The following is a 24899-nucleotide window of genomic DNA, read 5'->3' as shown; positions in this document are numbered from 1 at the left end:
GTTCAAGTGTGGTCTCAGACTGATTCCGGGGTACAGATCGAATTGGTGCCGTCGGCTTCATGGGTGAGACAGGGGGAGCTATGGACTTAGGGGGTGAAGGAGGATTGACTTCAGAAGCAACTGTATTGATAGCAACCGACGCCTCTGGGGCGTTAGAGATGGGGTTTTTCAAAACTGTAGGTTTGCGAATCTCCAAAATTTGTTGTTTATTAGGTGCAGCAGGTCGGTTACGTCCGCCATCTTGTGGTGAATTTGGTCTATGGCTGTTAGTGCCATTTCCTATTCTCGGCGTCACACTTGTCTGAGCTAGTTTTTCTGCTTGAGCCCGAATGCGTTCCGCTTCGGATTCTGTAATTGTGCTGCTATGGCTTTTGACCGCAATATTGAGCTGGTCGCAAATTGCTAATAGCTCTTTGTTATCCAAATTCAATTCCTTTGATAATTCGTAAATTCTAACTTTGCCGTTGTTCATCCACTCTTCCCCTTTAATTTACAGTTTTAGCGGATGGTTGCCTGGTTGGCGACATCTCCATCCTTCGATTACTGTGTTAGGTTGCCACTGCTAATGAATGCCGGTGCCTCCATTCAGGAAAGAGAGATGTTTCGGTTTATTGGTGGCATCCCCACAAGGATTGATGGTTGACGCCGAACTGCGCTTGGGCGCTACCAGGTTGCCATTCTGTACTGTTTTGTTTTGTTGATTCTGAGTCTTCCACGACACATCGAGTAAAACTTATTAGGAGTCTTGCTTCGCCCCTTTGGATAACCAAGAGCAACGCTAAGGACACCCTTTTACTATTTTGGCACTACATGAGCGATAAAAGAGAACGTGTTGATAGCACAAATAATTCGGCCCTCATCACAATTTCTTTGGCAATTACCGCTACAACGTAGTTTTCATTAAGTTTGTTTTTGGTTATTCCTTTAGTGTAGACGCTGCCACAATGTGTGATACAGTGCTTCTGGCACTGATGCACGTAGGGCTCGCCCTAATCTATTTTTTTTCTGAGCTGCCAAAAGACAGTTGTGCTGCGGACAAATATAGGCAGAACGCCCCATGCCCTCATCTAATTGTACCTGTCCTGAAGGAAACACGCGGACAATTCGCCAAAACTCTTGTTTTAATCCAATTTTTCGACAACTAATACAACGCCGATAATTTGGTTTCATAAGCGCTGAGTTCGTTACTCAGGACTATGTTTCTTGATAACTTTACTCTTATTCGTCATTATTTTCGTCAAAAATTTCATCCTCGAACAATTCTTCGTGATTTTTATCTTCTAAGTCCTCCTCGTCAGAGTCATCTACTTCTGGTATGTATTTTGCTCTCACATCTGCAAACTTAGCATCTTCTCCTGCGTGATCATACTTAGCTTTATCTTTGATATCAATTTTCCAACCAGTCAGACGAGCCGCCAAACGAACATTTTGTCCTTCTTTACCGATCGCCAAACTCAATTGGTCTTCTGCTACCAGTACGTGAGTTTGTCTTGTTTCGGGATCCATCAGACGAACTTCATCGACTCGTGCGGGGCTAAGAGCATTAGCAATGTAAGTCGCAGGGTCTGGAGACCAGCGAATCACATCTATTTTTTCGCCGCGCAATTCGTTGACGACAACTTGAATTCGTGATCCCCGCGCTCCAATACAAGCACCAACTGGATCTACATCACGATCAAGAGTATCAACAGCAATTTTCGTCCGAGGTCCTACATGACGAGAAGGAGGATTTGCCTCCCGCGCTACAGCGACAATCCGCACGACTTCATCTTCAATTTCTGGCACTTCGTTGGCGAACAAATAAACCACCAAACCGGCATCAGAACGTGAAACCAGTAGTTGAGGTCCTCGTTGCTGACCTTGAGAAACTTTTTTCAGATAGACCTTAAAGGTGGCATTTGCCCGATAATTATCATTAGGTAATTGTTCACGCTTGGGCAATTCGGCTTCCACTTCTGGCTGACCAAAACCACTGCTGACAGCCATAATCACCGATTGTCTTTCAAACCGGAGAACTCTTGCTTGTAGAACTGTTCCTTCTAAGTCTTGGAACTCTTCTTGCACCATCTGGCGCTGTTGATCCCGCAGTTTTTGCGCCAAGACTTGCTTAGTTTGCATTGCTGCCATGCGACCAAATTCCCCTTGATCGGGGGTAACATCCAGCACAACTTCTTGTCCTAATTGCGCTTCGTCTCCTCCCATGTCTTGAACTTGTTGGAGCGCAATTTCATGATCAGAGTTGGCTACTGCTTCAACGATAGTTTTGGTAGCAACAACGCGAAAGCCTTCATCTTCAACGTCTAATTGGACATCAAAATTGTCAAAATAATCTTCATCGAACTGTTTTCGCTCCAAGTTTTGAGCACGACGATAACGTTCGTAACCTTTGAGTAATGCTTCTCTAATAGCTGATTGAACTGCAACACGAGGTAAATTACGCTCACGACTTATATTTTCGATTAAATCTTTTAATCCGGGTAAAGTTACCATTGACATAATAAACAATCTCCTTATATAGCTATGCAAAAAATGGTCAGCATAAAAACAGTGCTAAGTGCTGAAAATGAGTGATTTCTGGAATTGTCTAAAACCTGACTCAGCAGCGCCACTTGCTGAACGGGTGAACCTCACAAGGGACGCTGTCGCTCCTTATGACTTGGTACTCACAACTGTAGAATGCTGATAGTTTTTCTATCTGCGCTCATCCAGATCTACCCTAGTAATTAGGGAGCGAGGAATTTGAACAACACGACCTTTTTGATTTAAATAAACTGTTGTCTCATCCCGGCGAATCAACTGACCAATCCACTGTTGCTGTCCTTCATAGAATGGAGCAGTCTGGACAATAACAGGAAATCCTTTGAAGGAAATAAATTCTCGATCGCTTGTCAGCTGTCGCGAAATACCAGGACTGGAAACTTCCAATACATAAGCATCTGGAATTATTTCCACTGCATCTAAGGTAGCTTCAAAAGCACGACTCATTCGCTCACAGTCATCTAACCCAGTGTCCTGTTGAGGATTGCGAATGTCTAAGCGTAAAACTGGCGGATTTTGATTGGTGTGAAAAACCACGCCAACAACTTCCAATCCCAGTTCTTCTGCCACTGGTGTCGCCAATTCAATAATCTGTGGAACGAGAGGGTGAGTCATGCGGCTATTCCAACAAAAAAAGTGGGTCGTTACCCACTTCCTGCGATAGGGATATCTTCCAAGAAGTCTTCAAGCGAACCTAACAGGTTCGCCTTTGATCTAAGTTTAGCGTATTTTTTTTGGAGCGAGAAGCAAAAACTCGCTTGAAAATGGGTTTAGGGGTGTAAGGGTGTAGGGGTGTAAGAGTGTAAGGGTGTAGGGGTATAAGGGTGTAAGGGTGTAGGGGTGTACGGAAAAATCTTTATGCCTTAAAAATAGGGGTGTAGGGGAAAGCCAGATTTTCATGGCTAGGTTTGTGGGATTTTCCCGTGATTGGCTGATTTGAAATCAGGCATTATGAGAGGTCGTACCACTCCAGAAAATTCCTCCCTTTGTCTTGTTGTCTGTTTGTTCATTTTCCACTGCTGTTGCAAATTAACAATTAACTTGTTTCTCTACGCACCAGCATGGTAGAGCTTTTATCTTCCCCAGGCTGAACTGATACCTGTGTTCGTAGCTGCTTAGTTTGCTCCAGAATTTTCCACATATCTTCTTTTGACAGGCGTTGGACATAATTAAGCTTGACTTCCTCTAAAAAGTCAATAAGTAAGTTCTGAATTTCTGAGAGGACGTGTTTTTTCTGCATTTCTGTTCCCAAAGCTTCGCTAAAGCGTTGCACAAGTTGACCAGAAAGTTTTGCTCCAACTGGATCTTCTGCTGCACTGACAACTGCACTATAAAGATTAGTTGTGATTTGAGTTGCGAGTTGCTCGCTCAGTTGAGTTTGCATCGCATCCAATCCAGGTAAGATTTGTAGGTTGTGATAAATGGGAACTTGTTTGATAGCGCTTTCAATGTTGTGCTGCAAAATCGCGGTAACTTCAGGTTGGATTTGTGGCAGTACTTGGTAAACAATTGTTTTTACCAAAATAGCTCCAATTGCTTCTACTTCATTGATATTGTTGATATCTATGTAGGAGCGCAAGTTTTCATTTTGTGACAGCCAACGTTTTAGCTCACCCCGTTGAATTGATCCCTGGATTTGGTTAATGACTCGAATCACGACAATTTCTGTGAGTTCTTCGGCAAAATTCGCGATAATTCCTTGATGAATTTGCTGACGTAGTGGATGGAGATTTAATAAACGTGCGTGGTCTAGACGAATCAAAATAGGTATAATTCGCAAAGGTCGCCAAAATGGTAGCAGTAAAAATAGGTCATACCAGCGCCAGAAAATCGCATTAAACAAGCGAAAACCAGGATGCTGACGTTGGATATAGAAGCTACGTGCTAGTAACTCTAGACCAAATAAAATCACAAATGGTAAGTCAATTATCCAAAAATTATCAACGAATTCGCCATTTTCTCCAAGACTTCGGTAATAGTTGACGATAATTAGAGGACGAATTCTTTGGTTGAAAAAATCAATTTCTTGCTTCCAACCACGTTTTGATAAATATGCCTGACTCCAGAATGTGGAAAAGGCTTGCTTGGAAGATTTAACGCCTATGCGATCGCGCATGCGATTTTTGATTTTTTCCAAGGTACCACTCTTATTAGCCGCTTCAAACGGATTGCTATCAATCATCTCACTACTCAGACCCCTGAGTTCTTCTAGTTCTTTTGCTACCTGAGGTGATTGCAACCCTGTTTGACTGACCTGTTCTATAAGTGCGTCTACTGTGACCAAATAGTTTTCTGTTTCTCGATGGGGTTCAATTCCTTTAACTGGATCGTATCTCTGAGTGATGATGGGGAGATTTCGTTTGTAAAAATCTCGCCAAGGAATATAACTGAAATCAAATAAAACTAACCCTAGATTAACAGACGCAATAATTGCCATCAACCGCTCAAACCATAAGTTACGCCGTGTTAGAGGTTTTACGTTAGTCATTTGTTTGTGTATGGAAAAGTGTAGATTTTAGATAAGCAGTTGTCATCAACATACATTACCAAGCATAAAAAATCTTCTGCCCTCAGCATAGCTGCTTTATTTTTAAGTTGGGTGGAAGTCAGAAAACAGAAAATAGTTATTTATCAGGTTAGGTCGGGCAGAATGGTATTTGCGATCAGTTAAAACAAAGTTGTCTTTTTAAATAATAATTCTACTTAAAAAGCCTAGGCATTGAACCTAGGCTTATATTTCCCATTCAAATTTAATTCTTAACTAAAAATCATCACATTCTTAAACTAGTTCAATGCCCAGACTAGTAGAGAAATCAGCAGGCTTGTTCTCAAGGGTGACGAATTGGGTTCCTTGAAAGAACAAGGCACCAGTGATGCTGTTGTAGCTGAACTGGTTGGTGGAAGTAGCGCCAAACCCTGTTTTGGAAATTGTTATCCTGTCGCCCTGCAAATAGCTGTAGTCTTTGATAATGTCAATACCTTCAGATGGGGAGGAATAGACAAATCTATCTGCTCCAGTACCACCCCATAAAATGTCGTTACCCTTGCCACCTGTCACCACTACTCCACGCCATAACAATAATGCCGTGAAAATTGCACCTGCTACTGGTTGGGTGTTCAACGGCAAAGGCGAAGTCACGCTGATCTCTCATGCGCCTGATGCCAATGGTTTGGGGTCTACTCCTGCTACTTGCTATCAACGGTGAAACGGCAAAGTGGCAATATGGTTTAATGTACTTTTTGGAGCGATCGCCTGCATTGCAATGTGTATGTAGGCACATTTTCATATAGTTACGTTTCTTCACGCCCTACCGTGTAGTGCATGCAGTTGAGAACCGCTATAGATGGCAAAAATCAGTTCTCATCTAAATTTCATTAATATAACTTAAACTTATCAAAAATCATGAATAAAGCGAAAAAAAGACATTGTAGAAACTTAAAATGCATCTATCTGTCAAAATCAACATCCGGTTGATTTGACCAAGAGGAGTTTTACTTATGTGGTGTGGGTTTGGAAAATCAAACATTACCGTTGCGACTGCCTGTTTGATCACAGCTAGTGTAGTGATTTCAGATGTCGCTTTTGCTGCACGAACTTATACCCCACGGCAATTTCGTGCTGTGTTACGGGGACTAGGTTACAGCGTCAAGGTATCAGATGCACCTTTGACCACAGCGGATACTAAAAACGCAATTCAAGAATTTCAAAAAGGGCACAAACTACAACCTGCGGATGGAATAGTAGGACCAAAAACTCAAGATGTTGCTGCAAAAATAGTTGAAACTTTGCAAGCGAATTTAAACTTGGTAGCTAAGCCCAATCCTGCTTTGCCCAGTAATCAATATTATGGTCCTCAAACAGAAGTAGCAGTTAAGCAATATCAGAAAAAACTGGGTTTACAAGAAACAGGAATTGCTGACCTAGCATTCAGGCAAAGACTCAGCCAAGAAGCAAAGGACATCAAGAAAAAGCCAACATCCGCGCCAACAACAAAGCCACGAAAACCAACAACCTCACCGACAACCCAGCCAACACCAACAGCAAAACCAACTAAAACGCCTACTTCTACACCTAGAACTACTCCAACAGCAAAACCAACCACAACGCCTACTTCTACACCAGAGGCGTTACCGACAGCAACACCTACTTCTACACCAGAAGCGTTGCCTACAGCGAGTCCTACGTCCACACCTGGAGTCTCACCGACAGCAACGCCAACACCAACACCAACACCAACACCGAGAAGATAATAACTTGGCTTAACTCATCTGAGTTGGGCTAGGTTCTTCTAATGGTCTACCCTTAGGAGTTGGTAAAATGGGGCGGCGGTCATCGTAAGGCATGGGAATATACTGTACGCTGGGCCGTCCGCCTTGTGGTTGTGGATACAAATCCATCAGGTCGTAAATAACACGGGGCAGTCCGGCTGTTATGGGTAGCCCCATTTCCGTTGCTTCTTCAACAGTGATTGGGTAGTCGTGAGTAACGCGCCCAGTCGTTAGGGCATCGATGATATTCTCAATGTTTTCTGGCTTAACTTTCTGTGTGGGTACTGTATCTTTCAGCAGAGTCCGTACAAAGCGCTGCACTTGGTCGATCGCTTTGCGCGATAGATCTGCCATAATCAAAGTCTGGTCGTCAACTTCACCAATGGGCTTCTGTTCAACAACCTTCACGATGCTGGCTGCGGGGAAGTTACCCAGTTGTGGATCAACCGGTCCAAGAACAGCGTTAGCATCCATGACAATTTCATCAGAAGCTAGGGCAAGCATTGTACCACCACTCATGGCGTAGTGAGGGACAAAGACAGTCACTTTGGAAGGATGGCGAATTAATGCTCTGGCTATTTGTTCTGTTGCTAAAACCAAACCACCAGGAGTATGTAAAATCAAGTCAATGGGGATCTCTGGCGGGGTAAGCCGAATTGCCCGCAGTATCTGTTCTGAATCTTCGATGGTGATATATCGCGATACAGGAATTCCCAAAAAGCTGATAGATTCTTGGCGGTGAATCAGCAAAATGACTCGGCTTTTGCGTTGTTGCTGAAATTCCTGTAGGGCGCGAATACGCCTATACTCTACTTGACGTTTCTGCCACAGGGGTTGCAGGGAAGAAAGGAGGAGGAAAATCCAGAATAAATCTCCTATGCCAAAGCCCATATGCAATTCCAAATTAAAACACAATTAAAATCAATTGCCTAACTCAGGCAAGCATCTCATCTGCTTGGTTTCTGTAAACGCGTCTCAGTTAAGAATAGATTGCCAAAATCAGGATGACTCTCCTCATTGTTTCAATTTTTGGGAAATATTGAGTCTATCTAGAGAGTTAGAAGGATTTAACCGCATTAGGGGAGAGGGAAGAGTGATTGAGTTTTAGCGAGGGTTATGGTTTACTGTCAAGGTAATTTTACATTTGCTCATAGGCAGCTAAAAATTCCTCTCGCGAGATACTTGCTTGAGTACATATGGATCTCAACGTTGAACCTTTAATATAAGAGTGGTTAGGCATAGTCAATGGAGTTCGCGTTCCATCATTATTTTGTCGTACCATGACAATATGCTCCCTTTCCCGGATAATGTTAAATCCAAGTAATTCCAATGTTTTAATAACTCTGGCTTTGGGCGCATCTACAGGAAACTTAGCCATTAGACGGAAACCTCAGCTTCAGCGACAAAGGCTTCTAAAACGGGTGATTCCTCTTCTAAAACATCTTGACCAAATATCTCAATATGGCAGCGAATAGCAGATTTCACATCAGCTAAAGCTTCTTCATAACTGTCTCCCTGACCAACAACAACCCCTTTAATACCAAGGGGATAAGCAACATAACCATCGGAATGTTTTTCTACAATAAGTTTGATGTGTTTCATGAGTTTCTTGAGTAGCAGATATTTTTATAAGCAACAATCAATACATCAATCTTAAGTGCATTACCCAAATTAGGAATAGCATCGCCAAATTTTGATCGTATCGTCATCACTACCACTTACAATGGTCTGTCCATCTGGACTAAAGGCAACGGATCTGACGTAATTGGAATGACCCGAAAGAGTGCAAATTTCAGTACCCGTCCTTATCTGCCAGATTTTGATAGTTTTGTCCCAACTACCGCTAGCAAGAAGCTGTGCATTCGGACTAAAAGTGACTGAACACACTGCATCGGAATGACCTCTAAAAGTGTGAATTTCTTTCCCTGTACTTACTTGCCAAAGTTTGATAGTACCATCAGCACTGGCACTTGCCAAAAGTCGCCCATCTGGGCTGAAGGTAACGAAATTAACAAAAAAGGAATGACCTCTAAAAGTGTGAATTTTTCTACCTGTATTCACTTGCCAAAGCTTGATTGTACTATCAGCGCTACCACTCGCTAGAAGTTCCCCATCCGGACTGAAAGCAACTGACCATACTGAGTCCAAATGACCTGTGAAAGTGCTAATTTCTATGCCTGTACTTACTATCCATAATTTAACAGTGCTATCAGCACTGCCACTGGCTAACATCCATGCTCGCACGTAAGCTTCCTCTTGTTGATAAGAGAAGTTCGGAAGTATTGGACTAAAGGCTACAGAATTGATCCAGCTGGTATGACTAGTCAATGTACGAATTTCTTTTCCTCTACTGACCTGCCACAACTTAATAGTTTCATCCCAGCTTCCACTAGCAAGTAACTGTCCATCGGGACTAAAAGCGACAGTATGAACAATGCTGGAATGACCAGAAAACAAACCACCAAGGGTACGCAGAAGTTTACCAGTTTCTAGTTGCCACAGTTTAATTGTATGATCGTTGCTACCACTAGCGATCGTCTGTCCATCTGAGCTGATAGCAACAGCAAGAACCATGCTGGAATGACCTCTGAGGGTACGTACGCATTGCCAGTTTCCAGAAGTGGCAACAGATGGTATGATTCGCTGTTGATTTTGGGGTGGAGACTGATTATTAGGAAGTACTGGGCGGTGTACGATTACCTGTGTGGGCGGTTCCTCGCGGATCTCAACATCCAATAAATCCAGCCACTCCTGTACGGACTGCGGGCGGAGATTGGGTTGCAAATCCATCCCCCGGATGATTGCTTGATTGACCGTGTCAGTAATATTACGATTGAAGTGTTTCGGTGGTTCTAGGGGAATGTTATGGCGTGCTCTCTCATCGGCATTCCTTGGTGTCACTCCAGTGATTAAACTATACAAGGTGGCAGCTAGTGCATAGACATCAATATATTCTCCCCGTGGTGCTTCCAATTCATACTGTTCTGGGGGGGCAAAACCTGGTGTACGATACACTGTATGCCTTTGGATAACATTGGGAATAAATTCTCTGGCAATACCAAAGTCAATCAGGACAGCTTCTGATTTGCCAGCGCGGAGCATAATGTTACGTGGTTTAATATCCCTATGCAGCAAACCTTTACTGTGAATCACCTTTAAAGCATCGCCAATTTGCCGGATGTACAAAAGCGCTTCAACTTCTGGTAACACTTTCATCCGCCGAAGGCGGTTGCCTAAGTCTTCACCCTCGATGTACTCTATCACCATGCAAGGTAAATCGCCTTCATCAAAAATATTTTCTATTTGCACTATATGAGGATGGCGACACAAGGCAAGCCGAACAGCTTCATCGCGGAAGTCTTGCTTTAATTTGCTTTGATGCGGTTTCCAGGTCTCCTGATTAAGGATGTCAACTCTTAGAGTTTTAATGACCCGCAGTTCATTTCGTTCATTTCCAGCGAGATAGGTGATACCAATTCCACCTTCGCCTAATTTTCTTTCGATGATGTAGCGTCCCCCAAGCAACGCCTGTCCTGGATTCCAGACCATTAGATTAATAACTCTCCGCATGCTATTTATTTTGGCACGGTATTAAAGCTGGGTTAGGAAACAGGGGAAGATTTTGAGATTCTAAATTTGTGCCTCCTACACGGGAGTTGCACGCTAGGCTTAGTGTGCCCGTAAGGCATATTTTGAACTGAGTTATCTCCTAGTCTTATTCTGTCACTGTCAACAGTCATCTGACTCAACTGAACAAGCAGGCTATTAGCAAGTGGCTCGTATCTTAATTTTTCTTTAAAAATTCAACTTTAAGACTGGTTATGTTTTATCAGTAAAACTGAGGGATAAAATTTCTCAAAGACTTCAATGTAACGAATGCAAAAGCTCAAGTTGATAAATATAGTATCCTTTCAACAAAAAAGTCATAAACTTGATTGATGAACTTAATCATAAATGGGAGCTTGCAATTCATCAATATATTTTTTGTAAAAATTTGTTGACAAAATCTGGAATGCAGCAAAGTTATTTTGTAATCATTTACATTCTTAGTTATTTCTGCTTGATCTGTCCCTATAATGGGTAATAGATGGCTTCAATTATTTGTGCGTTGTACTGTTATCTTGAGATGAACTGGGATGATGTTAAAAAATTTAAAATTGAGACAAAAATTTACAATTTTGCTAGTCATCATTCTTGTAGTAGGTTTGAGCTTTAGTGGATTGGCTCTTTCTACTTTGTTAAGGCAGAATGCTATAAATGAAATTGCCTCACGAGCTTTAACACTCATCGATACAATGACTTCTCTTCGTGGGTACACACTTACCCAAATCTATCCAGAACTTGCTGATAAACTGGAAGAAAAGTTTTTGCCCCAAGTTGTATCTGCATACTCAGCACGAGAGGTCTTTGAAATTCTCCGAAAAAAACCAGAATACCGAGACTTATTTTATAAAGAAGCAGCAACAAATCCCACAAATCTTCGGGATAAGGCTGACAGTTTTGAGACGACAATTTTAGAGGGTTTCCAACAAGACAAAAATTTAAAAGAGGTGAGTGGATTTCGCTCACTTCCGGGAGGCGATATATTTTACATTGCTCGTCCCTTAACCATTAGCCAAGAAAGTTGTCTGAAATGTCATAGCACGCCTGATGTCGCACCAAAAACTATGATTGAGCGTTTCGGTGCAGTTAATGGATTTAATTGGCAGTTGAATCAAATTGTAGCGGCTCAATTTATTTCACTACCTGCTAGTAAAGTTATTGAAAAAGCCAATCAATCTTCTTTGCTGATAGTAGGACTTGTCTCTACTATTTTTATCGTGGTTATTCTTTTAGTCAATGTCTTTTTGCAGCGACAAGTTATTATTCCCCTCAAGCGGATAACTCGTGTAGCTGAAGAAGTTAGCACAGGACATTTAGAAGTTGATTTTGATCAGATTTCCAATGATGAAATTGGTAATCTTGCCAAAGCTTTTAAACGGATGAAATTAAGTTTAGAAATGGCAATGAAAAGAATTAGACGTACTCATGGAGGAAATACTGGAGGAACCGCAGGAAATTAAGCAGCAACTCAAACTAAGTCGCAACTATATTTATGACAGTTTTGATTTTCTTGAGCACACTTAGGTGAGTGGGTTCCTCCAAAACACTTACGAAAAAAGGTGTTTTCTAAATTCAAGAGCTGCTGATGCATCAGGAATTTCCCTTGCCAAAAATTCAATAAATTGGTAAGGCGAGATCTGAGGAGTTTCCGCCAGAATCTCTTCCACAACTAGACTTGCTATCGGTCCAATGTAGTAAGCTAGTTGTTGCTGACAACGTTGTATGAAAGCTGGATTGAGTGAAGATTGTTGTGGTTGTGGTTGTGACTCAATCACAGGGAATTGCTGTTGACGAGATGAACTTCTAGCCGAACTTGCTATAGTCTCTGGATATTGGTTGGGTGGCTGTCGTGTTGGGAATGTCGGTTGAGATTTCTGTTCTATAACGGTGGTAGGCAAATCAACAACAGTTGATTGTCGCATTACTTGAAACTGTCCAAGACGGTCTAAATCTGTAAGAACTTCTTTTGACGATTGGTATCGCAGCTTTGGCGTATCTGCTAGCAATTTTTCAAGTACTCTGGCAAAATCATTGGTGACCCTGGTGTAAGAACGCCATCTCCACTCCAAAGAGTACTGATCCATAAGAAAAGATGGATCTCTACCTGTGAGTAGGACAACTGCAGTCACGCCCAAGGCATAAAGATCACTGGAGGGAGAACACAACCCCAAGCTAATTTGCTCACGGGGGGCATATCCTACTTTCCCCACAAGCGACATTTTGCCAACAAAACTCATGTGGTAAGGTGTGGTGTCTTCATTCAGGTTAGCTATCTGTTTTCCCACACCAAAATCAATCAGCACCGGCAAATTTTTGCCATCAGGTAACATGATGTTGTCCGGAGAAATATCTCGATGGATGATGTTGTGCTGGTGAACATATTCCAATATAGGTAACAAATTTTTTAGCCACTGTATAACTTCATTTTCCGAAAAACTTTCTTCCAAGTCTTGGCGTTCTCGCAACAGAAGTGAATATGTTTTACCATCCACAAACTCCTGTACTAAAAACAGGCGACCATCTCCTTCAAAACAAGCCAAGAAACGAGGAATTTGAGGGTGTTCCAGCTGGTGAAGAATTCTTGCTTCTCTTTTAAATAAATTGCGACATTTTTCTAAAGCATTCTCCCCTGAACCTGTGGGTGCAAATTCTTTGAGAACGCATGCTTCGTTAAACCGACGAGTATCAAACGCCAAGTAGGTTCTTCCTAAGCCCCCCTGTCCCAAAAGTTTTTGAATAATATAACGATTATCAATCATCGTCCCAGAGGGTATTTCTGCTTTTACAATGGGAGATTGAGACATAAGGCACCACTCCTAGCTATCTTAGCTATTTTCTTTATAAGTAATTTGGTGTTTTTCAAAAGAAAGTCTATTAGGTAAAAGTTTTAATAGATTTATCGCATTTGGGCAGTCTGATAACTACAGCGCCAGATACAGTATTTCCTTACAAAAATCTGTTTGGTAGATAGATAATTTATATTATACTCAGTTGATTCCCCGTGACTCCAAGCTGGTGAGAACTTAATAATATATCGGCAGATTTTTCCAAAAAAACGCCAAAACATGATGAAGTTTTATGAAGTTGTCTTTTGTTAATAACTTGTCCATCAACTCTCTATTGACTGGTAGATTGGTGATTGAGCAAAACAGCAGGTGTTTTCTTGACTTGCTCTTCTAGGGGTCTAACTTTATCTACTAATTTAATAAACTGCTCGTAACTAGGTACTTTTGCTGCAGGGACGTAACCAGCATCTGCTATGATATCTCCAGGTGCTTGGGTCATGGCTTTTTGAATCTGCTGCTGTTGATTCCGTTCCACAGTTGGTGCTAGTAAAACAACTGCAGGAGGAATTGATCGGCTAGTGTGTAAAATTCTAAACTTGGTTGTACTAAACTCTCGCTGATAAAGTTCAAAATCTGTTTGAGATAATGCCCCAGCATCAACACTACCTTCACTGATCCACTGCAATACTGTTTTGGGAGTAGGAGCAAAACGGATTTGAGCAAGAGTTAAACCGTACAAATCGTACAAAGGAACATAATAGCCAGCCGCAGAACCTGCTGTTTCCAAAGCAACAGTTTTATTAGCCAGATCTGGTATTGTTTTTATTGGTTTATCATCTCGGACTATAAGTAAAGAGCGTTGTCTACCACGTGTTCCCTCCATAGAGAACAGAGGAACATAAAGTTGCTTGCCGATCGCTATTGCTGCTAAACCTGGAGGCGCAAAAACAATTTCCCAATTTTGGCGCTGAATTTGCTCTAAAGCTTGCAATTCGTTGTAAGCTGGTTCCAATTCTACTATTGATTGAGTTTGTTTTGCTATGTAGTCTTTAAAGCGCTCATATTTGTCTATGGAAACAGTTCCTTCGCCGTAGCTAACCACACCTACAGTCAATTTTTCTAAGTTGATATCTGGTTGTTGATTGTTGCATCCAGTTCCTAGTAATCCTATAAGCACTAGGAGATGAATGAGCAAAAAATATCGTGAGGTCATGGTTTTCATTCTTCAATTGACTTTTTCCGGAAAATTCTCTAATATGGAGACATTTTGATTATCGCTATTTCAAGTACTTCATATAGCAATTCATCTAAAAAATTAATTTTTCATAAAGCTTGTGTTGCTATTTGAAAATATGATTTGCGAACAAACATTGTTTCGGTTCATCTTTAGAAACAACAGCTAGTTAAACAATTTCATGAGTGGTAGATTTGAACAAACCACCCTTGTTGCTTCTTAAGCTTAGATAGAATTAAAGAAATGGGCGATACTGGATTTGAACCAGTGACCCCTTCCGTGTGAAGGAAGTGCGCTACCACTGTGCTAATCGCCCAATTTCATCTAGAATAGCACAAATGACAGTAAATTCCAAGGTACAAGAATGGAATGAAGACACAAGTGTTCTATAATTTACAGTTGCACGACCGTACGTACAAAGCATTCTAAAATCGTTTCGCACAAAGCGCAAAAGATCAAAAGAGTAGTAAGGGGAATAAGATTGTTAAGTCTTGTGTATCACTCTACATGTTCACGATTACTCGCACAAGACTTTACTGAACACAACCATTGAACCCGCTGAACACCGACATGCTAGTAAAGTTGAAACGCAATGAATTAGGGCGAGCGTGTGAATGGGAAACTGTTGCTGTTAATGAATTGCTAAGAATTGAGGTAATAGCCACGTTATGCACCTTGTCAGCAACATCAAACGTAGCTTAAAATCTGATTGCAACGTGCTTGACTTGATTCGCGCCATTTGTTAGCGTTGGCACGCTCACAGGTTGTCGTAAAGTCCGCTTGATCGAAATTGTTGAAGAACCAGAACCGATGCGGCGTAGTTCGTTCTTCTATAATTTACACCTATTGAGTGATAAACGGCAGTTTGCATGCATGAAGGGAAACTTTTCGTATGCGCTGCATGCACTTTGTGTTAAGCTAATCGGCATTCTAACGAGAGGCAAGCGACGTACAAAGCAGGGCATAGTTCAGAGCTTTCTATGTCCCTAAGGACACGCTCAGCGCGATTCGTAACCTCCTCCACAGAAAACACGCGCTACTGCACAAGCCCCTGATCCTACTTCTGTTGGCAAGGTACTGCTTGCTCTTAACTTTGGGGTTTTTGGCATTTTAGCAAAAATTTTGTTTGGCGAAATGCGTCCTTTGTCGTCAAAATGTTTCTCTTCAGCTGCAAAAATATATATATTCATCCCTTAGTATTAAATGAACTTAGACAACTCGGAAACTTACATCAATCATCCAACTTGGGGTTTGCTCTATAGGATTTGTATGGTAGACGAGAACCAAGAGTTGTTCACAACACTGTATGCCCAACGCTTATTCTTCATAGTAACAACTGATGTCAAAGGTATGAAGTTTCAGTCCATTGGACGCACTGAGGCTAGAATGATGATTGAAAATCGCTTGCGTAGTCTGCGTCGTACAGGGCAATCTCAGGAGTACGATCAACTTCAGACTGTTTTCCAACGCACCTTCCAATGAGTAGTTCGATTAGCGAACGTATTATTACCCTTGGTTCCTCTCTACCAGACTCAGTCCGGTTGATTGCTGTTACCAAGCAAGTCTCTGCCGAAATCATACGCTGTGCTTACGCCGCAGGAATTCGGGATTTTGGCGAGAGTCGCATCCAAGAAGCGGCTAGCAAACAAGCTGTGTTGCAAGACTTACCAGACATAACTTGGCACTTTATTGGACATTTGCAACACAACAAAGCCAAAAAAGCCATTGAACAATTTCAGTGGATTCACTCCGTAGATAGTTTGAAGCTTGCCCAACGCTTAAACCAATTGGCCCAAGAGTTAAAAATCACTCCTCAGGTTTGTCTGCAAGTCAAAATACGACCTGATCCAAACAAGTCGGGTTGGAGTGCATCACAACTATTGGCTGACTTACCAGCTCTAGATCAATGTGAAAATTTACAAATTCAGGGCTTAATGACAATTCCACCTTTGGGATTAAATGATTATGAGGTGATCAGCGTATTCAATAGTACCAGTAAATTAGCAAAAGAAATCCGAGAACAAAACTGGTCTAATGTTCAAATGCATCACCTTTCAATGGGAATGTCAGGAGATTACAAATTGGCAGTCCAAGCAGGCGCAACAATGGTAAGGTTAGGAACTATTTTGTTTGGAGAGCGTTCTGTTTAATATTGGCAGTCAAAGTATTATTACGGTATAACAAGGTATTTAATGGTTTTATTAAATACCTTGTTACAGTATATTTTGCGCTCCAAAACTCTTTATAAAACTTTGTTGAAAAAAATTTCAGAAGATACTGGTTCAATCGGTGACAAAGGATATAGTATTGACAAAAGCAAAAGTCAATATAATATCAGAGGAAAACAACTTCCAAAAAACCTACTGGTTAAGATATAATCTTGACTCATTGTTACCTAAAAAACATATACAGACCTTCTAGAAGCGTTTGTTCAAAGAAAAACCGGTAGTGGGTAGAACAGATACTAATAGAACGCCTGAAAGATCTGCCCTTTATAAGGGTAAAAATTGATTTCATTAGTTTTTGGCATATCCTTACGAGTGATTAGCCCTAGGAGCGTAAACCATGAATAATATATTTTCCAAACTTAGAGACTTCGTCGGTTTAAACGAGCAAGTAGAATACGAGTACTATGAAGAAGAACCAGAAACAGAAAGTTACCGAAATCTGTATCAGGAACAAAATGCTCAACAACCAGTAGCACAAGAACCTCCAGAGCAAAATCGACGCTGGCGGGAACCCGTGCCTACAATGGAAAATGTCAGCGCAGCAGGATCAAAGCCGATGAGCAATGTGATTGGTATGCCAGGAGTCATTAATGGAATATCAGAAGTCTTGGTGCTAGAACCACGCACCTTTGAAGAAATGCCTCAAGCAATTCAAGCATTGCGAGAGCGTAAGTCAGTAGTATTAAATTTAACAATAATGGATCCAGATCAAGCACAACGAGCAGTGGACTTTGTCGCCGGTGGTACTTACGCGCTTGATGGGCATCAAGAACGGATAGGCGAAAGTATATTTTTGTTCACACCAAGCTGTGTGCAAGTTAGCACCCAGTCAGGAATTATTCATGAAGTACCTCAACCAACAGTACGTCCCTCACGTTCCACAGGCCCAAATCCTGCTTGGGGAAACGAAGTTAACAGAATGGCACAATAAACGTAAAATGAGTGATTAGTCCAGAGGACTTTGGACAAAGTCCTTTGTCTTTATACTAATGAGTCATAAGTCATGACCCTTACGGGTATGCGCAAAGCGCACGCCCTGCGGTCTAACGCCAGTCGCTCATGGGGGACTCACCGGTCCCCACTCCGTGGGGATTGGGGGAGAACCCCCTGTTCTGCGCGCTGGCTCACTAATGACTCATGACTTATGACTAACGAAAAATGACTACTATTAAATTCGGCTTGATTGGTGGCGGGGTAATGGGAGAAGCGCTCCTTACCCGCCTTATCGCTCGTAAAATTTATCAACGTTCAGAAGTCCTAGTCAGCGAACCACAAACCTCACGCCAAGGTTTTCTAGAAGACGAATATGGTGTTAATGTGACAGCCGATAATCGTCTGGTTTTCACACCAACAACAGAAGTCGTATTTTTGGCAGTAAAACCTCAAGTGTTTAGTGCGATCGCCCAAGAATTAGCAGATGTGATCACGACAGTGTCAAAACCACTGGTGATCTCCATCTTGGCAGGCGTGACATTAAATCAGTTGGAAGCGGCTTTTCCCCACTTTCCAATCATTCGAGCAATGCCTAATACTCCAGCTACTGTGGGAGCAGGAGTCACCGCGATATGCCCAGGCGCGTACACCAAAGCAAACCATCACGAAACCGCAAAACTACTTTTTTCGGCTGTGGGAGAAGTTGTGGAAGTTTCAGAAAACCTGATGGATGCGGTGACAGGACTATCAGGTTCTGGTCCAGCATACGTAGCACTTGCTATAGAAGCACTTGCTGATGGAGGAGTCGCAGCAGGTTTACCAAGGACAATTGCCAATCAACTTGCCTTGCAAACTGTCTTAGGAACAGCCAAGTTCCTACATGAAACAAAAATACACCCTGCAGAACTCAAAGACCGCGTCACCAGTCCAGGTGGTACTACAATTGCTGGTGTAGCTCAGTTAGAACGAGCCGGGTTTCGCTCAGCTTTAATTGAAGCAGTCAAAGCAGCAACAGCCCGCTCACAAGAATTGGGAAAATAGTCATGAGTCATGAGTTAAAAACCAATGAACGGCAGGTGCTCATGGGGGAAACCACGCCAGGTGCTTCAACGGGGGGAACCCCCGCAACGCACTGGCTCCCCAAGACCGCACTGCCTCCTCATGACTCATGACTCATGACTCATAACTAAGTTGACAAAAGAGTAGTTACCATAGTAAACAGTTTTGGTTGCAAATGTGATTGAGTGAATTACCCTGCGCTGTCTCCAGAACTTGAACCAAGTTCGATATTCCCATTTGAATTGGATCAGTTCCAGAAGGATGCGATCGCCTCCTTGAATGCTGGACGTTCCGTTGTTGTGTGTGCGCCCACAGGTTCGGGCAAAACATTGATCGGAGAATACGCTATTTATCGCGCTCTATCGCGTGGAAAAAGAGTATTTTACACCACTCCCCTAAAAGCGCTCTCTAATCAAAAACTACGTGACTTTCGCGAAAAATTCGGCTTTGACCATGTTGGACTGTTAACTGGAGATGCCTCCATTAACCGAGATGCCCCGATTCTGGTGATGACCACAGAAATTTTCCGTAATATGCTCTATGGCACACCTATCGGGCAAATTGGCATTTCATTAGTAGACGTAGAGGCTATGGTGCTGGATGAGTGCCACTACATGAATGATCGCCAACGGGGAACAGTTTGGGAAGAGTCCATCATCTACTGTCCCCGTGAAATTCAACTCGTAGCCCTCTCAGCGACTGTTGCTAATAGTGATCAACTGACTGACTGGTTAAATCAAGTTCATGGTCCTACTGATCTCATATACTCCGATCATCGCCCAGTACCTTTGGAATTTCACTTTGGCAACATCAAAGGGTTATTCCCCCTGCTGAATGATGATAAAACCCAAATTAACCAGCGCCTGCTAAGAAAGAAGAAAAAAGGAGAGAAAAACAAAAGCAAAGCTAATGTGAGAGCGGAAGCCCCCAGCATGATTCAGGTTCTAAGTCAACTACAAGAACGGGATATGCTGCCAGCAATTTACTTCATCTTCAGTCGTCGGGGATGTGATAAGGCGGTGGCGGAGGTGGGCAGTGATATGTGGTTAGTGGATCAGGAAGAAGCGCAGCAATTGCGCTGGCAGATTGACGAATTTTTAAGCCGTAATCCGGAAGCCGGACGTTCTGGACACGTTGGACCGCTTTACCGAGGAATAGCCGCACACCATGCTGGAATTTTACCTGCGTGGAAAGTACTTGTTGAAGAACTTTTTCAACAGGGGTTAATTAAAGTTGTCTTTGCCACCGAAACCTTGGCAGCTGGAATTAATATGCCAGCCCGGACAACGGTTATTTCTACCCTTTCTAAGCGTACTGATAGTGGACATCGCCTATTGAATGCCTCGGAATTTCTGCAAATGGCAGGTCGGGCAGGTCGCCGGGGAATGGATGAACGGGGTCATGTTGTGACGCTGCAAACTCCCTTTGAGGGAGCGAAAGAAGCAGCTTACTTGGCAACTTCCCAAAGCGATCCTCTAGTTAGTCAATTTACACCAAGTTATGGCATGGTGCTGAACTTGCTGCAAACTCACACTTTGGAAGAAGCCAAAGAACTCGTAGAACGCAGCTTTGGACAGTACTTGGCGAACTTGCACCTACGACCGCAACGTGAGTACATAACCCACTTACAAACAGAACTTGCTCAACTTCAAGCACAAATCGCTGCTATTGACGAACAAGATCTGGCTGTTTATGAAAAATTGCGGCAACGCCTGCGAGTAGAACGGCTAAACTTGAAAATGCTGCAAGAGCAAGCGCAGGAAGCCCGACAAGACGAATTGGGGATGATGTTGGACTTTGCAGTGTCGGGAACACTGTTGAGTCTCAAGAGTAAAAACTTTACAATGCCTGCACCCATAACAGCGGTGTTAGTTGGGAAAACGCCAGGTTCTGGTCAAACTTGTTACTTGGTATGCTTGGGGCAAGATAATCGCTGGTATGTAGCGACAGCCTCTGATGTCATAGATTTGTTTGCAGAACTACCGCGAATTGACATACCTGATGAATTGGTACCACCACCAGAAATGCCATTGAAACGGGGACAGTCTCTTCTTGGTGATGAGTATACCGCACTTATAACTCAAGAAATTCCTGAGGCAAGCGAAGCTGTATTTATGCCTCCAGAAGTCCTAGAACAACTTCGTCGCGTCACTGCTGTGCAAGAGCAATTAGAAGCACATCCCTTACATCAATCAGGCGACGCTGTCAGTCTTTTCAAACGCAGAACACAGTTGGTTGAACTCGAAGCCGAAATTCAACTCATGCAGGCACAAATAGAGCAACAATCTCAGCGCCATTGGGAAGAGTTTCTCAATCTTATTGAGATTTTGCAGCACTTTGAATGTCTGGATAAACTTGTTCCCACGCGACTAGGACAAATGGCTGCAGCCATTCGAGGAGAAAATGAGTTGTGGCTGGGCTTAGCACTTGAGAGTGGAGAATTGGACAACTTAGATCCACACCACTTAGCAGCGGCGATCGCAGCTTTGGTGACAGAAACCCCACGTCCAGATAGCATGGTTCGCTTTGACTTGAGTGAAGAAGTGGCAGAAGCGTTATCAAAATTGCGGGGGATTCGTCGCAAGATCTTTCAACTGCAACGTCGTTATAATGTCGCTTTACCGATATGGTTAGAGTTTGAGTTAATAGCCCTTGTGGAACATTGGGCGCTAGGGATGGAGTGGATAGAACTTTGTGAAAATACGAGTTTGGATGAAGGTGATGTGGTGCGAATTTTACGCCGGACGTTAGATTTACTATCGCAAATTCCCCACGTACCCCATTTATCACAATCCTTGCAGCGCAATGCCCATCGTGCTATGCAGCTTATTGATAGGTTCCCAGTGAACGAGGTAGGCGGATAAATCAGGAGTTAGGAATTGGGAGTTTTTGAGTCCTGAGTCCTAAGTCCTATACAGTTAACTTTCACGCCAAAGTCGCAGTAGTGATCACAATCGAGGGGAAATTCTAGTACACCAAGTTTCCAGACCCACGCAACTGGCGTAAAGAGTTTATACAAGCTGGACAGTCACAGCCAAATAACTGAATGGCACGATCGCTTTCTTCTTCTGTAAATGCAAGCGTTGCAATATTCTGGGCAGACTGCCTGTAGTCACAGTTGACGAAGGTGTAGATGATGAAGGTGTAGAACCAGATGCTTTCTTCCTCTCTGAATCCTTGATACACACCATCTTGTTAACAGCGTGGGGACTTAGTACACAAGTCTGACCATTTTTGTGGATTAATTCCTCGGTTTTAGCAGCGTGGGCAGGATTGATGACTGCTAGCGTAGACATCAGCGATACAAAAATAGAGGAACTAGACAATAAATTAAGTATAAGTTTTCTGTTGATGGGTTTCCCTAACCAATTTTGCTGACTGCTAAGATAATCTAATTACCTGTTACAGGTCAATAGAGTTTTTATCAGGAATACCAAGAATTTTTCATATTCGTTTTTACCCAATAAATCTTTCTTAGATAGCAGAAAACAAGCTAGTACAGTGCGGTCCAAATAAAGCTACCATCTTTTAGAGGTCAAAAGCTCAAAAAAAGGACTTTTGACTTGTTACCTTCACTTTTGACGAATGCTAGCGGTACTATAGCAGTCCTATTTGATTTGTGAGACATGAATCTCTCATGAACACAAAAAAATCAGCCAAGCCTAAGCCTTCGGTACACCTCTTGCGCCAGCGCACGCCAGAGGGTTCGCTGAACATGATTGATTGGTTTGTCTTCCTGCTTAGTCGCAGTTCTTATGAGGCTTGACTTATTTTTCCCTTTCATACCTCTGCTGGCAGATTTTTCGCTTGTTTTAGTCAGCCGCTTCAAATATCCGCAACATCACGAAGGCAATTAAAGCAAACATATTACTTAACAAGTGTGGAATCATACCGTTTCATCTTTTTAGAAAAGTTATACTATTCTTTAGGTTCTACCTGGGAATTACGCAGAAGTGGCTTTGCCACTTCTTTTTCTAAAAGGTAAGACAAAAATAATATCCTTTCAAAAATGAGATCTGTCGCCGACACTTCCATTGGGCGCAGCTATACCCACTCACCAGTTCACCTATCCAGTACCAAAAATTTGGTCTTTGAGAGGCTGCATGAACCACACCCACGGCTAAACACAGTTACAGCCATCTGCTGCGGACTTTAGTTACGTTGTTCCACAGTAAATCCTGTAGATGCGAAATATAAGTTTAGAGACTAATGGTATACTAAAATCTCTACTGAACTAGAGACTTTAGTAACCCATAAAAAAATTTTGTTGACAATTACCAGTGAATAAGTCAATTAACCAAATTAAACATAAAGGGTAGCAAAGCGATCGCCCGTATCACGCCCGGAGGGTTTTCCTCCAGAAAACCCTCCCCCTGTGCTGAAAGCAGAGGGCAATCCGGCAAAGCCGGATTGGGCGTAGGGTTGGGCAAACCCTCGACAAGGATGGACAACCCTTGTATTTTTGCGGCGTATCCTTTCAACTAGTTTGATTCAAATTTTTTGGTAGTGCCGCAAAAATACATCCAGATCTCGGGTTTTACGAGTAGACATTGTGGAGGGTTGTCCATCCTTGTCTATGAAAAATGAAGCGGCACTCTGTTTGTTTCCTAAAGCGGAGTAGACAATGCCAATATTGTTGAGGGTTATTGCTTCCCATTTTTTATCCCCTCCAGCCAATATTGCTGAAGGTTATGGAAGAAGGACACGCGGTGAGTACATCCAATTTTTGTATATTGCCCAAGGTTCACTCAAAGAATTGGAAACACATTTGTTATTGTCCATTCGTATCGAACTCGCTTCATCAGCAACTATTACTCCAGTTCTCAATCAATGTGAATCAGTAGGTAGGCTTCTGTTGCTCCTGATTCGCTCACTGGAAAATAAGGGGTAGAGGTGTCAAAAATTAGGGGTGTAGGGGGGTAAGGGAATAAGGGTGTAAGTGAGGAAAGAGTTTACGTTCATTAATTTTTCTTCCCCTACACCCCTACTTCTTCTCCCCTACACCCTTACACCCCTATACCCCTACACCCTTAGTTTTGCTCACAAAATCAAAAATGAGGATTAGCATAAGAAATGTAACTTCCTCACAATCCGCGCGACTTACTCATGAACTTCTTGACTTATGTCATGCACTTAGTTGGTTCTGGTGCGATGGCTTATTACTCTGCTTTGCAAATCCGTGATCTCAAAACCCGCCCCAATATTCTTGCAGGCTTTCAGTTAGCAGAGTCTGGTTCTGTTCCATTTTTGACTAAGCTGGGCGATCGCGCAGCCGCAGAAGGCGACACATGGCTAGCCGAAAAGCTGGCAAAACACGCATCCGATGAAACCAGACACGGTCAAATCTTTGCTCATGCCTTAAAACAACTTAATAAAAGAGTTATAGATTTCAAAAGTTCGCCTCAGAATACAGAGGAAAAGAAAACTCAACAACGACGCAGCCCCTTCTTTGCAGCATACTATGAAGGTTACTCTCAAGAACAACTCAAACCTGAGACAATTGATTGGGATGTATTCATGGCTAGCACTTACATCTTAGAATTGGATGCTAGCAAAGACTTTACTCGCATGGCGAACGTGTTACCTGAAGATGATCCAATTGCTCGTAACCTCAAACAGGGGATGTTGAGCATTGCTAAAGATGAAACAGGTCATGCTGCTTATCTTTATGAAGCCATGACACGGCGGATGTCTGCAAGTAAAGTCCAGCAACTCGTGGATGAGTGGCGTACTCGTAAAGTCAATGCCTTGTTTGCGTTTGCGGGTAATATGTTGCAAGGCAATGATAATAGATCTTCCTTGGTGCAGGATGGTGCACCATCGGAGAGTGAGTCTGAGTTGATAGTTGCCTGATAACTTAAGGGGAGTAATATCAGGTTCGGTTGATTACTTATCATTCCTGAAGAACCCCACCCCGCCAAAGCTGCGCTTAGGCTTCCCTCCCCGCAAGCGGGGAGGGGATAAAGGGGAGCCAGCGCCTTGCGGGGGTTCCCCCCGTTGTGGCGACTGGCGTGTGGGGTTCAGTCAACGTGGGAATTATAACTAATTAGTCGAACATGATATAATATCAAATCCGTTTGTATCAGAATTATTTCTCCCTCTTCTCTCTCTTCTCTTTCTCTGCGTTCTCTGCGCCTCTGCGGTTTTTAAAAATTCAGACGCCGCCGGATTTGATACCATTCCCGAAGAACCCCACCCTGGTTTTGTCTCTTGCCAAAACCGCCCCTCCCCGCGAGCTTAGGGGAGGGG

At 42.7% G+C, this 24899-nt stretch carries 22 protein-coding genes and 1 tRNA gene; 9 read left to right on the top strand and 14 right to left on the bottom strand.

Features of this window, described 5'->3' with window-relative positions:
- The 6 genes from DP116_RS10875 to DP116_RS10845 form a co-directional block, all read right to left on the bottom strand.
- A partial coding sequence (locus DP116_RS10875) for a translation initiation factor IF-2 N-terminal domain-containing protein (protein WP_211173207.1) occupies positions 1 to 472 on the bottom strand: 472 nt, incomplete at its 3' end.
- 452 nt (positions 473 to 924) lie between these two features.
- The gene (locus tag DP116_RS10865) at positions 925 to 1170 is read right to left on the bottom strand and encodes a YlxR family protein (RefSeq protein WP_169155198.1); all 246 of its coding nucleotides are present in this window, start codon (positions 1168 to 1170) and stop codon (positions 925 to 927) included.
- 48 nt (positions 1171 to 1218) lie between these two features.
- The gene (nusA, locus tag DP116_RS10860) at positions 1219 to 2490 is read right to left on the bottom strand and encodes a transcription termination factor NusA (RefSeq protein WP_169155203.1); all 1272 of its coding nucleotides are present in this window, start codon (positions 2488 to 2490) and stop codon (positions 1219 to 1221) included.
- Positions 2491 to 2691: 201 nt separating this feature from the next.
- Positions 2692 to 3153: a ribosome maturation factor RimP gene (rimP, locus tag DP116_RS10855; RefSeq protein ID WP_169155197.1), complete on the bottom strand. Its 462-nt coding sequence runs from the start codon at positions 3151 to 3153 to the stop codon at positions 2692 to 2694.
- A 421-nt stretch (positions 3154 to 3574) separates the two neighbouring features.
- Entirely contained in the window at positions 3575 to 5026 is a 1452-nt protein-coding gene (locus DP116_RS10850) for a hypothetical protein (RefSeq protein WP_211173206.1), read from the bottom strand.
- Positions 5027 to 5317: 291 nt separating this feature from the next.
- Positions 5318 to 5677 carry a calcium-binding protein gene (locus tag DP116_RS10845; RefSeq protein WP_339381430.1) on the bottom strand — a complete coding sequence of 120 codons (360 nt, stop codon included), beginning with the start codon at positions 5675 to 5677 and terminating at the stop codon, positions 5318 to 5320.
- 359 nt (positions 5678 to 6036) lie between these two features.
- Between DP116_RS10845 and DP116_RS10840 the strand changes: the two genes are divergently transcribed.
- On the top strand, positions 6037 to 6789 hold the full coding sequence (locus DP116_RS10840; protein ID WP_169155196.1) for a peptidoglycan-binding domain-containing protein: 753 nt from the start codon (positions 6037 to 6039) through the stop codon (positions 6787 to 6789).
- A 9-nt stretch (positions 6790 to 6798) separates the two neighbouring features.
- On the opposite strand, the gene DP116_RS10835 is transcribed toward DP116_RS10840, so the two are convergent.
- The 4 genes from DP116_RS10835 to DP116_RS10820 all read right to left on the bottom strand — a co-directional run bounded on the left by DP116_RS10835 (position 6799) and on the right by DP116_RS10820 (position 10356).
- Positions 6799 to 7698: an SDH family Clp fold serine proteinase gene (locus DP116_RS10835; RefSeq protein ID WP_169155195.1), complete on the bottom strand. Its 900-nt coding sequence runs from the start codon at positions 7696 to 7698 to the stop codon at positions 6799 to 6801.
- A gap of 247 nt (positions 7699 to 7945) precedes the next feature.
- Entirely contained in the window at positions 7946 to 8185 is a 240-nt protein-coding gene (locus DP116_RS10830) for a type II toxin-antitoxin system HicA family toxin (RefSeq protein WP_169155194.1), read from the bottom strand.
- Positions 8185 to 8409 carry a type II toxin-antitoxin system HicB family antitoxin gene (locus DP116_RS10825; protein WP_169155193.1) on the bottom strand — a complete coding sequence of 75 codons (225 nt, stop codon included), beginning with the start codon at positions 8407 to 8409 and terminating at the stop codon, positions 8185 to 8187. The genes DP116_RS10830 and DP116_RS10825 overlap by 1 nt, the downstream gene beginning before the upstream one ends.
- A 69-nt stretch (positions 8410 to 8478) precedes the next feature.
- Positions 8479 to 10356, bottom strand: coding sequence for a serine/threonine-protein kinase (locus tag DP116_RS10820; protein WP_169155200.1), 1878 nt, complete (start codon positions 10354 to 10356; stop codon positions 8479 to 8481).
- Between the two features lie 590 nt (positions 10357 to 10946).
- Here DP116_RS10820 and DP116_RS10815 point away from each other — a divergent pair.
- On the top strand, positions 10947 to 11870 hold the full coding sequence (locus DP116_RS10815) for a Tll0287-like domain-containing protein (RefSeq protein WP_169155199.1): 924 nt from the start codon (positions 10947 to 10949) through the stop codon (positions 11868 to 11870).
- 87 nt (positions 11871 to 11957) lie between these two features.
- Here DP116_RS10815 and DP116_RS10810 read toward each other — a convergent pair whose 3' ends face one another.
- From DP116_RS10810 to DP116_RS10800, 3 genes are all read right to left on the bottom strand, one after another.
- On the bottom strand, positions 11958 to 13214 hold the full coding sequence (locus DP116_RS10810; protein ID WP_169155192.1) for a serine/threonine-protein kinase: 1257 nt from the start codon (positions 13212 to 13214) through the stop codon (positions 11958 to 11960).
- A 313-nt stretch (positions 13215 to 13527) separates the two neighbouring features.
- The gene (locus DP116_RS10805; RefSeq protein WP_169155191.1) at positions 13528 to 14418 is read right to left on the bottom strand and encodes a phosphate/phosphite/phosphonate ABC transporter substrate-binding protein; all 891 of its coding nucleotides are present in this window, start codon (positions 14416 to 14418) and stop codon (positions 13528 to 13530) included.
- A gap of 256 nt (positions 14419 to 14674) precedes the next feature.
- Positions 14675 to 14746: transfer RNA gene (locus DP116_RS10800), tRNA-Val, on the bottom strand.
- A gap of 887 nt (positions 14747 to 15633) precedes the next feature.
- On the opposite strand from DP116_RS10800, the gene pipX reads away from it, so the two are divergent.
- From pipX to DP116_RS10770, 5 genes are all read left to right on the top strand, one after another.
- Positions 15634 to 15912, top strand: a complete 279-nt coding sequence (gene pipX, locus DP116_RS10790) for a transcriptional coactivator PipX (RefSeq protein ID WP_048871340.1) — start codon at positions 15634 to 15636, stop codon at positions 15910 to 15912.
- Positions 15909 to 16580 carry a YggS family pyridoxal phosphate-dependent enzyme gene (locus tag DP116_RS10785; protein WP_169155189.1) on the top strand — a complete coding sequence of 224 codons (672 nt, stop codon included), beginning with the start codon at positions 15909 to 15911 and terminating at the stop codon, positions 16578 to 16580. The genes pipX and DP116_RS10785 overlap by 4 nt, the downstream gene beginning before the upstream one ends.
- Positions 16581 to 16995: 415 nt before the next feature.
- On the top strand, positions 16996 to 17589 hold the full coding sequence (locus DP116_RS10780; protein WP_169155188.1) for a cell division protein SepF: 594 nt from the start codon (positions 16996 to 16998) through the stop codon (positions 17587 to 17589).
- 227 nt (positions 17590 to 17816) lie between these two features.
- Entirely contained in the window at positions 17817 to 18632 is an 816-nt protein-coding gene (proC, locus tag DP116_RS10775) for a pyrroline-5-carboxylate reductase (protein ID WP_169155187.1), read from the top strand.
- 203 nt (positions 18633 to 18835) lie between these two features.
- Positions 18836 to 21514, top strand: coding sequence for a DEAD/DEAH box helicase (locus tag DP116_RS10770; protein ID WP_169155186.1), 2679 nt, complete (start codon positions 18836 to 18838; stop codon positions 21512 to 21514).
- Between the two features lie 147 nt (positions 21515 to 21661).
- Here the strand turns inward: DP116_RS10770 and DP116_RS10765 are convergent, their stop codons facing one another.
- Positions 21662 to 21946 (bottom strand): hypothetical protein, encoded by a 285-nt coding sequence (locus DP116_RS10765; protein ID WP_422614220.1) that lies wholly within the window; start codon positions 21944 to 21946, stop codon positions 21662 to 21664.
- A gap of 1328 nt (positions 21947 to 23274) precedes the next feature.
- On the opposite strand from DP116_RS10765, the gene DP116_RS10760 reads away from it, so the two are divergent.
- Positions 23275 to 23541 (top strand): four helix bundle protein, encoded by a 267-nt coding sequence (locus DP116_RS10760; RefSeq protein WP_169155185.1) that lies wholly within the window; start codon positions 23275 to 23277, stop codon positions 23539 to 23541.
- Positions 23542 to 23756: 215 nt separating this feature from the next.
- Complete coding sequence (locus tag DP116_RS10755) at positions 23757 to 24503, top strand: ferritin-like domain-containing protein (RefSeq protein ID WP_169155184.1); 747 nt, start codon at positions 23757 to 23759, stop codon at positions 24501 to 24503.
- Positions 24504 to 24899 lie beyond the last annotated feature (396 nt).

The sequence above is a fragment of the Brasilonema bromeliae SPC951 genome (genome assembly GCF_012912135.1).
GTDB lineage: Bacteria > Cyanobacteriota > Cyanobacteriia > Cyanobacteriales > Nostocaceae > Brasilonema > Brasilonema bromeliae.
This window is presented reverse-complemented; position numbering and strand designations above follow the sequence as displayed.